The organism is Streptomyces sp. NPDC058459, assembly GCF_042721685.1.
Classification (GTDB): Bacteria; Actinomycetota; Actinomycetes; order Streptomycetales; family Streptomycetaceae; genus Streptomyces.
Map to the genome: position 1 here is coordinate 11,560 of NZ_JBHXLV010000009.1, position 12,327 is coordinate 23,886.

The window sequence follows — 12,327 nt, forward strand, 5'->3', positions numbered from 1 at the left end:
TCAGGCGAGCTGGCGGCCAAGGTCGGCCAGGGCCTGGGCGGTAGTGGTGAGGGGGTAGCGGGCGGCATTCGCGTAGCCCGCTTGTCGCAGGGCGGGCAGCAGGCCAGGGGCGGTCCGTAGGCGGTCGAGGCCGCGGGCGAGTGCGGCGGAGTGAATGAAGTCGGTGGCCACGCCGGACGCGGCGACGACTTCGTTGAGGCCGGGCACGGGTTGGTACAGGACAGGCAGACCGCATGCTTGGGCCTCCAGCGCGACCAGGCCCATGGCTTCCAGGGTGGTGGACGGCATGACCAGGACGTCGTGCTCGGCGAAGGCTTTCCACAGCTGTGGACGGCGGAGCCAGCCGAGGTACCGGGCCCGCACTCCGGTCCGTTGGAGCAGCGGGGCCAAGGCGTGGAACTGGGCTCTGGGGGCGGCGATGCTCAGCTCGACTCCTGGAATGGGCGCCAGGCCCGTGATCAGGCGCTCTGCGCCCTTCTCGGCGGTCAGCCTGCCTGCGTAGAGCAGTCGTAGGTGGCTGGTGGAGGTGCGGGCGGGCCGCGCCGGCGGATCGGTGAGCAGATGGTCGGGAATGCCCCACGGAACGCGGACAAGCTTACGGCGGTCGATCTGCGGGGCGAGCTTGAGAAGGTGGTCGGCCATCGCGCCGGTGGGGACCACGATCACGTCGGCGGCCCTCGCCGTCTCGCGCAGGACTTGGAGCTGGTCGTGGTGGGTCTCGGCGAAGATCAGGTCGGTGCCGTGGACCAAGGCGATCCTGGGGTGAGTCGGCAGAGCCCGGAGCAGGGCGGGCGTGGCGCCGAAGGTGAGGTGCTGCAGGTGCAGTACCCCGATCTGGGCTGGATCGATCGCGGTCACCAACTCCCGGCGCAGGGCTGCGACGTAGCAGCTGAAGGCGGCGCCCTCCAGGCACTTTCCGGCGACCGTCAGCAGGTCGAGCCCGGCGGGAAGGTGGGCTTTGGGGCGGGTCGGGGCTAGCATGAAAGCCCGTGCGGGGATGAGGGGCTTGTCGCCGGTGTACAAGTCGAGGAAGAGTTCGACGCTGCCACCGGGGCTTCCGGCCGGGAGGTCGAGGAAGGTGGCGGCCAGCGGCCCCGCGGCCGGGCGGACGAGGGGGCTCACAGCGCTCCTTGGGGGATTTCTTCGTACAGGCGGGAGATGTCGATGCCGTGCGTGGCGGCGTACTTGGCGCGCTGTTGCTGGTAGCTGGCCGGGGTGCCGAGGGCGGTGAGGAAGACGAGCTTGCCGAAGGTCATTCCCGGATAGACGCGGGCGGGCTTGGCAGCGCGGATTTCCAAGGTCCAGCGGATCGCGTGGCCCTGGTGGCCGAGTGGGGCGGAGACGTGGACCCAGATGCCGAGGGCGCCAATGGTGCGGTTGCCGTTGAGGAGCTGTGCGTACGTTTCCGAGCCGGTCCTCTCCAACGTGACGCCGAGGTAGAGCATCCCGGGCTGCAGGACCAATCCGGAGGCGGGGATGACCAGTTCGGTGAACGTGGTGGGGGCGGCGGCGTCCAGGTCGCCGTCGCAGATGCGGATCGTGTCGCCCAGCCGCCAGTCGTAGGCATTGGGGGACAGGCGTGCCGGGTCGTAGGGTGCGATGGTGATCTCGCCTGCGCTGACAGCGGCGCCAATGGCGGAGCCGGTGAGGATCACGAGGCGCCCGCCTGCACGTGCGCCGCATCCCGCCAGTAGCAGGAAGGCTGAGGGCCAGCGGCGCCCTGATACTTGCCTCGGTACAGCTCGACGTCCCCGGTGGAGACGAAGAACATGATCTGCCCGATCTTCATGCCCGCGTACACCCGCAGAGGGCGGATGGGGGACAGCATCAAAGTCCACTGGCCGTGGAAGCCGATGTCACCGATAGGGGCGGTGATCTCGACGAATAACCCCAGCCGTCCGACCGAGGAGCGGCCGAAGAGCAGTGGGATGAAGAGGTCCGAGCCGACCTCCTCGACGGTGTGGCCGAGGTACAGCTCGCCGGGCTGGAGGACGTATCCGTCCGTGTCGATTCGGATCGTGTGCGTGGGGTTGGCGTGGTGGGCGTCGATGACCTTGGTGGCGTACGTCAGCAGGGTGGCGCCCAGGCGGACGTTGTAGCTGTTGGGGTTCGTCTGCTTCGGGTCGAACGGGGTGATGCGAAGGCGTCCGTCGGCAACGGCCGTGTTGATCTCAGGCCCGGTGAGGATCACTGAGAGCCCCCTTGAAGAGCGTCGGCAGAGTCAGCGAACGGGGCCGCCAGGACGCTGCGCACCGCCTGGCCCAGACGCAGTCCGGCTTGATGAGTGCGGCCGCCGAGATAGGTGTCGGCGATGTAGTCGGTGGTCAGCACTATGCGCGCTGTGGGTGGAAGGGGCGTGGGCGCGACTGCCAAGGGGCCGATATGTTCGACGAGATGAGCGAGCAGCTTGGCGTGGTCCTCGGACTGGTCGTCGGGGAAGAAGGCGTGGACGAGCTGGTTGCCGAAGGGCTCGATGGCGAGCAAGTCGCCGAGAGTGAGGACATCGCCGAGCGGTACGGGGCGTAGAGCGGTCTCGTTGAGGATGACCGCGTCCGCTCCGAGGCCGGTGTGCAGGCGGGTGGCGATCTCGTCCAAGAGGAGGCGTCGGTCCAACAGGGTATCGAGATATGGCTCGTTCACGATGCCGAGTCGGCTTCCCAGGGTGCTGCTGAGGAGCGCGATCTTCTCCTGCAGGGTGGCGAGGTCCTCGGGGATTACGGAGGTGTCGGGGAAGGCGCCTACGCGGGCGGCCCAGCCGGCCCCGACCGGCTCGGCGGTGGCGTACCCGACCCCGAGTTCGCGGCCCTTGACGACGAGGGTGTCGCCGACGGGCACGGGGCCGTAGGTGTCGCTGTGGCAGTGCCCGGCGAAGATGACGTCCGCGAGCGGGCAGGCGGCGGCCAGCTTCAGGTCCTCGTCGAAGCCCGAGTGGGACAGCACCATCCAGGCGTCGGCACGGTGATGGTGTTCCAGCATCACCTCGCACAGGGCCTGGGCCGGGTCGGTGACGTGGTGGCCGGTGCGCTGCTCGGCGGGGATCGCGTTGAAGGCTTGCGGGCCGATCACTGCGGTGATGCCGATTTTCCGGCCGCCGATGTGCTCGATGCGCACGCGGTCGAAGAGCGGCTTGCCACTGCTATCGGCTACGTTCGCGCACACGGTCATCTCGTGCAGCTGCGGTTCGAAGTAGTGCGGCCAGCCGTGGTTTCCGGGGGCGAGCAGGTCGTACAGGCTGGTGAGGACCTCGCGCTCGATCTGCCCCTGGCCGAAGCGGTAGAAGCCGGTGCCTTCGAAGAAGTCGCCGCAGTCCACGACCAGGCTCTCGGCCCTGGCCGCGTGGAGGTAGGCGAGCATCGGAGTGGCCTGGGCGAAGGAGGAGTGGACGTCGGTCGTGGCGGTGATTCGCTGGAGCTGCCGGGTCATGGAGTGACCTCGCAGATGTCGGCGCCCAAGGCGTGCAGTTTGGTGGGCAAGTCGGCGTGGCCGCGCCGGAGCTGTTCGAGGCCGCCGAGGGTGGTGACTCCGCTCGCTGTGAGGCCGGCGATGAGCAGGGCCGAGCCCGTGCGGATGTCGGTGGCCTCCACGCCGGCGCCGGTCAGCTGCTGCGGTCCGGTGAGGCGGCATTCGGTGGGCGAATGCTCGTGGATCTCGGCGCCGAGGCGGGCGAGCTGGGGGAGCAGGTTGCCGTGACGGCCGGGGTTGATGGTGTCGGCGAACAGGTGAGTGCCGGGCAGACCGAGGGCGAGGGCCATCAGCGGTGGTTCGAAGTCAGCGTCCAAGCCGTCGGGGGAGAGGGAGGCGATGGCGCGTAGCGATCGCCCGGTCGGTTCGGCGTCGTGGGCCCGGACGGTGAGGGCGTCGCCCTCGGCGTCGGCAGGCACTCCGAGCCAGTTCAAGGCAGAGACCATGGGAGCGACGTCGTCGCCGCGTACCCCACGGATGTTTGCATTCCCGCCGGTCGCCGCGACCGCACAGGCCAGGGTCCCGGCTTCGACCTTGTCGCCGGGCACCGACCAGACGGTGGTCTCCGTCGGGACGGAAGTGGGTGGTGACAGCGTCAGGACGGACTCACTGACCCGGCACTCCCATCCCGCCACCTGCAACGCCTCTACGACGCTGATCACTTCAGGCGAGAGATTGGGGTGGCCAAGGCGCAGGGGCCGGCCGGCTACGACCGCGCGCAGGAGGGCGGCGATGCTCGCCCCGCGAGAACGGAAAGGCAGCACCACGGACACGGTTCCGGTCCCACCAGTGGCTGCTTCCACGAGGTAGCCGCGTCCATCGACCGTTGTGCGGTCACCGAAGCGCTCGTAGACGTTGAAGTGCTGCTCCATCCCGCGTTCCCCGATCCGGCAGCCTCCTGGCCAGGGCAGCCGGGCTCGCCCGGACGCGCTGAGCAGGGCCGGTACGAGGTAGTACGAGGCCCGGATGCGGGCGGCGACCTCGGGATCGGGGCCTAGCTGAGGCTTGTCGCTCGGCAGGATCACGGTGGTGTGCGGATCGCTGACCGGACGGGCCGTGTGCCAGCCGGCCTGTTGGAGCAGAGTGAGCATCGTCTCGACGTCCGTGTTCGACGGGACGTTACTCAGACGCACCGGGCGGTGCAGGGCCGCGGCGGCGGCCAGCAGGGGCAGGGCCGCGTTCTTGGAGCCGTCGACGGTGATGGAGCCGACGAGTGGGCTGCCGGGTCGCACGGCGACCACTTCTGCGGCGACGGGGGGAATGCGTACGGCTGTCAACGGTCAACTCCTCTGCAGGGGCAGGTGTGATGCGGTGGGTAGTGGGGTGCTGACCTTGAATTCGGCCCAGCAGCGTTTGCCGGGCGGCAGCGGATCGAAGCCGTGGCGGTCCGCGAGGGCTGCGACGAGGAACAGCCCGCGTCCGCCTTCCTCGTCCACATCCGACAGGCCGACCTGTGGGACGGCGGGGTTGGCGTCGTTCACCTCGATCCGCAGTCCCTTGTCGCTCAGGCAGGCACCGGCCGTGATCGGGCCGCCGTTTGCGTGCCGGACCGCGTTCGCGATGAGCTCTGCGGCCACCAGCTCTGCCGCGTCCAGGAGTTCGGGGCCGAGGAAGGCGCCGAAAGTCCGTATCCCGTCCGCGAGCTGCTGGCGCGCGGACGCTGCGGCAGCTGGCGTGCCGGAGACGGGAATCCGGATGTGGTGCGCTTCCATGAGCGGCCTCCTGGTCAGTTCAGCCACTCCACGCAACCGCTCCGGAGGTAAGCGGAACCAGTCGGTGTGCCGGGGCTGCATCACTTATGCAGGAGCTGCATCACTGCCAAATGCCGCTCGGTTACTCTCGGTTGAGCAGGCAGGATCGGCGACGGCAGAAGGGGCCGTGGCACAGATGGCCGAGGCACAGAGTGAAGCGAGACGGATCGGCGAAGTGATCCGTCAGGCACGCGTGTTACAGCGGCGCTCGCAGAGGGACGTTGCCGCCGCGCTTGGGTATCACCAGTCGAAGGTGAGCCGCCTGGAGAGCGGCAGGGGTACCGAGGACGTGCGAGTGCTGCGCGAGATCGCGCAGGTGTTGGAGATTCCGCCGCAACGTCTCGGCCTCGCTGTTGCTTTTGATGCCAGCCCCGCCGAGCCCGGAACAGAGGACATGCACCGCCGTACCTTCCTTGCCGCGAGCGTCGCCGCGCTCGCGGCTCCGCCGTCGTCGAGCGCGGCACATCACGACCTGGTCCAAGTCCTGTTGCCAGGCACGAGCCCCGCGTCCACCGGGCAAGCCCTGGGCCTCGACGAGCTGCGGGACCGGGCACGGGCCGTACGCCGGATGTTCTGCACGTGCGACTACGCGGAACTGGAGCAGACCTTGCCGGGGCTGATCGCCGACCTTCGGCAGGCCGCCGGAGGCTCATCCGGCTCGGCGGAGGTGTCCGGGCTGCTTGCGACCGCCTACCAGACGTCGGTGAGCCTGTTGCTGAAGCGGGCCGATCAGGGCAACGCCTGGCTCGCGGCTGGTCGGGCTATGGCCGAGGCGGAACGGTCTGGGGATCCTGTCGTCCTCGCCGCCAGTGTCCGCGTCCACGCTCACGTTCTCGTGCGGGAGAAGCACACGGCCCAGGCCGTGAACATGGTCCGCCACACTGCCGACCAGCTCACCGGCTCCTACGACCAGCGCTCGCCTCGGTACCTGGCGGCGGTTGGTCTGCTGTTGCTCCGCGGGGCGACCGCCGCCAGCAGAAACGGCGACCGCGACACCACCCAGGACTTCCTCACCGAAGCCAAGGAAGTCGCTCGCTACGTCTCCTTCGACCGGCCGGACGCCTGGGCGAACTTCAGCCCCACCAACGTCGCACTCCACGAGATCAGCGCAGCCGTCTCCTTCGGTGACGCCGGCATCGCCCTGGAAACCGCACGGCCGCTCATGCGGCGGCACATTTCTGTCCCCGAGCGCCGGGCCGCGCTGTGGGTGGAGACCGCCCGCGCCTACAGTCAGCAGGGCAGGCTCGCTGACGGCTATCAGGCCCTACGTATCGCCGAGAGCTGCGCGGCACAGGACGTCCGCCGCCCGGCCGTACGCGAACTGGTCGCCGACATGGCAGCCCGCGACCGCCGCCGGGCACTGCCCGAGCTGCACCACTTCAGCCGCCAACTGGGAGTGCCCGCGTGAGTGATCAGCCCGACAAGCCGTTCCTCCAGATCGTGGTCTGCGCGGCCGGTGTCGCCGCCGACGTCGGCCGGCTGATCACCGCAGCACAGGAGCGGCACTGGGATGTTGGCGTCATCGCCACCCCACAGGGCCTCGGCTTCGTTGACGTGGAGGCGGTCGAGGCCCAGACCGGCCACCCCATCCGCTCTGCCTGGCGGTCACCGGGTGAACCGCGCCCGACTCGGCCCGCGGACGCGATCGCGGTCGCCCCGGCCAGCTTCAACACCATCAACAAGTGGGCCGCCGGGATCTCCGACAATCTCGCTCTGGGCGTCCTGTGCGAAGCACCCGCCACGGACATCCCGATCGCTGTGCTGCCATACCTGAACTCGGCCCAGGCGGCCCACCCCGCGTACCGCCAGAGCCTGGAACGGCTACGCGAGATGGGCGTCCTGATCGGCTCGTACGAGCCGCACCGGCCAAAGGCAGGCGGCGGGGCCGATCGCTACCGCTGGGAGGAAGCCCTGCAGCTCCTCGCGCCCAAGCTGTCCGCTCCCGCCTGATCAGTGCCGCCGTGTCGGTGACCCCTGTGGTGGCCGAGCAATGGCTGCCGCGGGGTGGACCGGCACGCTGGGCCGTTGCATGGCACTGTGGGCCCTGGCTGCCTGGGCCCATGGACCGGGAACGTGGCGGTCGCCGAGGCGGCGGATACGCCAGGTCAGCGCGCGGGCGGGACTGCGGGCGTCGTCCAGGGCACGTTGGTGCAGCGCTTGGCCGAGGACGGTGGCTGCGTTGTGTCCTGCTGCCTCTGCCTCGGCGAGCACGGTGGCGAGTGCGTCCCAAGCGGGGTCGCTGAGGATGCGCTCGGCGTGCTCCGGAACCACATCCTGAAGGTGGCGGGCGAAGCGGCGCTTGGTCTGCGGGCCGGGTGTCCGGCCGGCGAGGCCGACCAGGACGGCCTCGGCGGTCTGCGCGTACGCGGTCTGCATGTAGAGGAGGGCCTGTTCGGCTGCCGCCTCCTGCTGGGCGTGCTGGCGGGTGCGGTGCCAGTGCAGCGCGAAGGCGACCGCGGTGAGTGCGGCGTCCAGCAGCATGGTGAGCCCGGTGCCGTCACTGTCCTGTGGCCTCTCGCGCCAGATGGTCTGGATGCTGCGGCGCAGGGCGCGGGTGCTGTCGAGGTTGGTGGTGATGCGGGAGCGGGTGGCGCGCTCGAAGGCGGCGGCGGCTTGTTCGAGTTCGGCCCGCGCCGCGGTCGGTGCCATGACGGGCAGCAGGTCCAGTGTCGCGCCGAGCGCGACGAGTTGGCCCTGGGCCGTCTGCTCGTCGCCTTTCGTGAGGTGGTGGGGGATGCGTTCGGTGGCGGCGGTGGCCTGGTGCCACAGGTTGCCAGGCTGGATGGTGGCCGGCTCGGGGCTGGTGGTGGCGAGGCGTTCGCGGATCTTGGGCAGGGAGAGGTCAGGGGCGAGGGTGGAGCCCGCGAACCACACCGAGTCGCCTTCCTCGTTCACGTTGCCGGGCAGGGCGAAGTTGCAGCCGAGCGCGTCGCCGGAGGGAGCGAGCTTGAGGCGTACGTCCACGCCAGTCGCCTCCAGCAGCGAGAAGAACTCGGCCTCGTCGGCAGCGGCGGCGACCGCGCGGCGCACCCGCATACGCAGGACCTCGCGGGCGGTGGCGTCCTGGTCCAGACGCTTGGCCTTGAAGTGTTCCTTGCTAGTGGGGCGTTTGGCGGCGGTGCCGTCGCCCGGCTTCAACCGCCTTAGTCCGTAGTCGACTTCGACCTGGCGGGCTTCGCGTTGGACGGCTCGGATGTCGTAGTCCCGGCGGGGGCGGCGGCCGTCCTGGCGGACGAGGGTGGCGGCGATGTGGATGTGGTCGTCGGCGTGCCGGACGGCCACCCAGCGGCAGGCTTCGGTGTCTCCGGCGGGGGCGATGCCGGCGGCGGCCACGATTCGGCGGGCGATCTCCGCCCACTGGGCGTCGGACAGGATCGGGTCCTCGGGGGCGGCGCGGACCGGGCAGTGCCAGACCGTGGTCTGGGGAGCCCGGCGGCCGAGCATGGCCACCGGCTGGTCGAGCTGCGTGTAGAGCTGCTTCTCCACCTCCTTCGGGGCGCGGTGCGGGCTGCGGCCGGGGTCGGGGGCGAAGTCGTTCCAGGACGCGACCAGGTGGGGGTCGACGTGCTCGTTGGCGTCGCCCTTGCCGAAGAGGTAGGCGATCAGACGGCGGGTGCTGCCCTTGCCGGTGATGATCTTCGGTATCACCGGCCCTGCCTTCCCTCGGTGACCTGGGCGATGGCGGTGTCCACGCCGCCGATCGACGCTTCGACGCGGGCCAGGAGCCGGTGGACGACGTCCGGCTCGGGCCAGGCGCCGTCCTTGTGGAGGTGCCAGGTGAGTTGGTTGAGGTTGTTGCCGAGGCCGCCGAGCTGACGGTTGGCGGCCATCAGCGCCTTCACCATGGCGCGGTAGTCAGCGATCGCGGCCGTGGGGTCCTCGGCGCGGGCCGCGGCAAGCGACGCCTCGGCGACGTAGCCGCCGATCTGCATACGGCTGAGCGCGGCGGCGTGGGCGAGGTCGGTGAACTCGCTGTCGCTGTAGCGGGGGTGGACTCGGCGCTCGCGCAGGCGCGGCTGACGCAGGCGGCGCTGCGGCTTCGGCGTCTGCGCGTCGTGGGGCGACGGGCAGGTGTCTCCCGTCTCGGTCGGCTCCCCCGGGCCGGCCGATCCCGCCGCCCCCTTGGCGCCGCGTGCCTCCGCCACCCCAGGGGCGGAGGCCGGGTAAGGACTCCTTACCCGACAACTTGCTGCGCCGTTGTCTGGGGTGGTGGACGTCTCCTGCTGGGGACAAGGGAGTTCATGGCTGGGGTGGTGCATTAGGGGTTGCTGTCTCCGTTGCTGGGGGGGCGGGTGTTCAAGAGGGGACACGCACGCCAGGACGGACCCGTGTGCGTGCGTGCTGAGGGGACCGGCCCAGGAAGGTTCCGACCGAGCGCGAGGGCCTGTTAGGGGCGTACCGGTGGTACCGGAAGTACTTCCGGTACCACCGGATGGGCGTGGTTTCGGTGCTCAGCCGCGGCTGCCGACGAGGCTGTCGTCGTCCTCGAACTCGGCTTCCAGGGCGTCGACCACCTTCTTGAGGCGGTCGTTGCCGATCTTGATCCCTCGGTTCTTCCGGATCTCATCCACGATGGCTTTGCGGGACACCGTCCCTGACTGGGCCACCACGGTGCGCCCGATGGCCAGCAGTTCCTCGTGCGTGGCATCTGGACGGCGGCCGGTACGCCGAGGCGTGGGACCGGCCTGTTCCGGAACCGTGCCGGTGGCCTCCTCGGTCTCGCCAGGGCGTGCGGTCGGCTGGTCCTGGTCGGGGTGTGCCCGGGTCCCTTCTCCAGGCTCTTCGTCGTCACAGGCGGCTCGGCTGGTCCCCTCGGCTGGACCCACGGCGGGGTCGGGGTCGGTCCAGGGGGAGGGGAGGTCGATGTCGGCCAGGGCCTCGGCGTGGCGGCGGGCGGCGAGCTGGTGCAGGAGCTGTCGGCGCTGGCGCGGGTCGGTGCCCACCTGGGCGCGGGCGATGGCTCGCGACAGCCGTCGGGTGGTGCGCCGGCCTCGCCGGCCGCCGCGCTGTTTCGGGGTGCGTTCCGCATGGCGGGCGGCCAGGGCGACGGCCTGGCGGGTGGCACGATCACGGGTGATCTGGGCGGCGTCCCGGTCGCGTTCGGCGATCCCGAGGCGGGAGAGCGCGCGTTCGCGGATCTCCCGACCGATCCGGGCGGCGAGGCTGCGGGAGGCGGCCTCCGGTGTGTGCAGCCGCAGTTCGATGCCCATGGCCTGGTGCCAGAGCATCGCGGCCATGACGGGGCCGATGAAGGCTCGCACGGTGCCGCCGACCGGTCCGGATTCGGCGTACGCCGGGAGGATCTGCACCGCTGTGATCGCCCAGGTCAGGATGCCGGGCAAGCCAGGGGCCCGCTTCGGGCCGTTGAGATTCTGGCGGGCCAGCAGGGCGGTGGCGAACAGGGCGAACTCAGCGGCGGCGAACATCGCTGCGCGTTCTGCGGTGCTGCCCATGTCCAGGTAGTCGGCGGCGAACCGCCAGCTGGTGTCCGCGCTGTAGGCGGTGCAGCCGACCGCGGCCAGGGACGCGACCCACACGGCAGGCGTGCCCGCCCGGCGCTCGACTTGGCTGCGCTGGGTGCGCTGACGGACCAGCCGCCAGAGCAGCGGGGTGAGGCCGCCAAGGAGGGCGGCACCGAGGGCGGAGAGTACGACGGGGGTGGCGGGGAGAGGCAATGGCACTCCGGGGGTGATGTCAGGTTGCCAGAGTGAGGCGGGGAAGCGGGATGGACTCGTCGCACCCGTCGCACGCCTGGTCAGAGCAGGTACGGGAACCGCGCGTGATACGGGAGAACCCGTCACAGCTGACCGACCCGTCACGGGGATGACCTGCGATGCGACGCGTGTGACGAGTGTTTACGGGTCTACGTCGGACCCGTGACGGTGCTCTCGTCACCGCTGCTGGATGCCGGCTCCTCCGGGCAGTAGCGAGCCCAGGCATCGGTGAACTGCACGTGGGCGAAGCCCCTGGCCTGTCGTCCGCCCTCGAAGCGGAGAACGGCCGCCTGGATGCCGAAATCCTTGAGGAGAATCCCCAAGTAGCGTGACGTCAGGCCCGTGTTGCGGTACCCCGCCCACGGGGCCTCCGAGTCCTTGAGGAGTTCGTCCAGCAGGTCCCGCGTGCGCATGATGTCGGGATCGCCGTCGCGCGCGAAAACGCGGCGAATGTCCCGCAGCAGGCGGGTGTTCAGGTTCGACTCGTCGTCTTGGCCCACCTCGGCCGCGCACATGGTCACGCATGCCTCGCGGGCCTGCTCCGGCCAGGCGCCGCCTGCCAGTTCGGCGACGACCACCAGCGGCTCCCAGGTGTCCGCCGCCCGGTCCTGTACCGGCATGGGCGGCACCAGGTCGGCGGCGACGTCGAGCAGCGGCCGAAGCCACGCGGCGAGCCGGTCGCGCACTTCGTGCAGCGCGGGGATGTCTCGGCGGGAACGGAACTGCTCCACCCGCTCCCCGCTCTTGCGGCGCTGCATGCGGATCACCACCGCCCGGTCCATGATCGTGTCCGGCAGGTCCCCGATGCCTGCCAGCGCCGCCATGGCGAAGGTGGGGAACGCCTGCGGCTTGTGCTCCGGGCCCGAGATACGCAGTGCGGGCCGATTGCGCTGGTGACCTGCGTTCAGCAGGCCGCGCAGCTCCTCGTTCTTCTCGGCGGCCTTGATGCTGCCGAAGATGGTGTCGGCCTCGTCCACCAGCAGCGTGGGCGGGTCGTCGCCGATGGCGCGGAAGACCACAGCCGGGCTGGTGTTGACCGTGATCAGCGGCTCGCGCACGGTCTCCGTGATCACATCCAGCAGGCGGGACTTCCCGCACCGCTTCGCCGGCCCGACCACCGCCAGGCGCGGAGCGTGCTGCAGCGCGGGCTGGATGTGCGTGGCCGCGACCCACAGCGTGACGGCGGTCAGCGCTTCACTGCTGGGCAGGATCACGTACCGTGCGATGGCTTCCCGCAGCTCGTCCAGCAAAGCCGCGCCCTCCACGGCCTGCTGCGGTTCCTCGTTCTCGGCGGACGAGGGGCCAGGGTCGTGGTGCGGGCCCTGGCTCGGGACGGCGGTGGGGGTCGAGGGGGCGGTGGGGGACGTAAGTTCGTCCACAGGCGTTCCTCCCTGGTGGGC

12 protein-coding genes are annotated in these 12,327 nt (G+C 70.3%); 2 read left to right on the forward strand and 10 right to left on the reverse strand.

Translation table 11 applies throughout. The features are described 5' to 3' along the window. From ACFWN1_RS03505 to ACFWN1_RS03530, 6 genes are read right to left on the reverse strand one after another with little or no spacing between them, the layout of a single operon-like run. Window positions 1-1,122, reverse strand: a complete 1,122-nt coding sequence (locus ACFWN1_RS03505; RefSeq protein ID WP_384357733.1) for a glycosyltransferase family 4 protein — start codon at window positions 1,120-1,122, stop codon at window positions 1-3. Further along, window positions 1,119-1,655: a deoxycytidine triphosphate deaminase gene (locus tag ACFWN1_RS03510; protein ID WP_384357735.1), complete on the reverse strand. Its 537-nt coding sequence runs from the start codon at window positions 1,653-1,655 to the stop codon at window positions 1,119-1,121. The genes ACFWN1_RS03505 and ACFWN1_RS03510 overlap by 4 nt, the downstream gene beginning before the upstream one ends. Further along, complete coding sequence (gene dcd, locus ACFWN1_RS03515) at window positions 1,652-2,191, reverse strand: dCTP deaminase (protein WP_275780898.1); 540 nt, start codon at window positions 2,189-2,191, stop codon at window positions 1,652-1,654. Before dcd ends, ACFWN1_RS03510 begins: the two co-directional genes overlap by 4 nt. Next, window positions 2,188-3,423, reverse strand: coding sequence for a bifunctional metallophosphatase/5'-nucleotidase (locus ACFWN1_RS03520; RefSeq protein WP_384357738.1), 1,236 nt, complete (start codon window positions 3,421-3,423; stop codon window positions 2,188-2,190). The genes dcd and ACFWN1_RS03520 overlap by 4 nt, the downstream gene beginning before the upstream one ends. Beyond that, entirely contained in the window at window positions 3,420-4,703 is a 1,284-nt protein-coding gene (locus tag ACFWN1_RS03525; protein WP_384357830.1) for a UDP-N-acetylglucosamine 1-carboxyvinyltransferase, read from the reverse strand. Before ACFWN1_RS03525 ends, ACFWN1_RS03520 begins: the two co-directional genes overlap by 4 nt. Before the next feature lie 39 nt (window positions 4,704-4,742). Continuing rightward, window positions 4,743-5,174, reverse strand: coding sequence for an ATP-binding protein (locus tag ACFWN1_RS03530; protein ID WP_384357740.1), 432 nt, complete (start codon window positions 5,172-5,174; stop codon window positions 4,743-4,745). Between the two features lie 175 nt (window positions 5,175-5,349). Between ACFWN1_RS03530 and ACFWN1_RS03535 the strand changes: the two genes are divergently transcribed. Then, entirely contained in the window at window positions 5,350-6,621 is a 1,272-nt protein-coding gene (locus ACFWN1_RS03535; RefSeq protein ID WP_384357742.1) for a helix-turn-helix domain-containing protein, read from the forward strand. Further along, window positions 6,618-7,163 (forward strand): flavoprotein, encoded by a 546-nt coding sequence (locus tag ACFWN1_RS03540; RefSeq protein ID WP_384357744.1) that lies wholly within the window; start codon window positions 6,618-6,620, stop codon window positions 7,161-7,163. The genes ACFWN1_RS03535 and ACFWN1_RS03540 overlap by 4 nt, the downstream gene beginning before the upstream one ends. Here the strand turns inward: ACFWN1_RS03540 and ACFWN1_RS03545 are convergent, their stop codons facing one another. The 4 genes from ACFWN1_RS03545 to ACFWN1_RS03560 form a co-directional block, all read right to left on the reverse strand. Next, the gene (locus tag ACFWN1_RS03545) at window positions 7,164-8,861 is read right to left on the reverse strand and encodes a mobilization protein (RefSeq protein ID WP_384357746.1); all 1,698 of its coding nucleotides are present in this window, start codon (window positions 8,859-8,861) and stop codon (window positions 7,164-7,166) included. Continuing rightward, window positions 8,858-9,358, reverse strand: coding sequence for a plasmid mobilization protein (locus tag ACFWN1_RS03550; protein WP_384357748.1), 501 nt, complete (start codon window positions 9,356-9,358; stop codon window positions 8,858-8,860). The genes ACFWN1_RS03545 and ACFWN1_RS03550 overlap by 4 nt, the downstream gene beginning before the upstream one ends. Before the next feature lie 306 nt (window positions 9,359-9,664). Then, window positions 9,665-10,888 carry a hypothetical protein gene (locus ACFWN1_RS03555; RefSeq protein ID WP_384357750.1) on the reverse strand — a complete coding sequence of 408 codons (1,224 nt, stop codon included), beginning with the start codon at window positions 10,886-10,888 and terminating at the stop codon, window positions 9,665-9,667. A gap of 188 nt (window positions 10,889-11,076) precedes the next feature. Further along, window positions 11,077-12,306: a DUF3631 domain-containing protein gene (locus ACFWN1_RS03560; protein WP_384357752.1), complete on the reverse strand. Its 1,230-nt coding sequence runs from the start codon at window positions 12,304-12,306 to the stop codon at window positions 11,077-11,079. Between the last annotated feature and the right edge of the window lie 21 nt (window positions 12,307-12,327).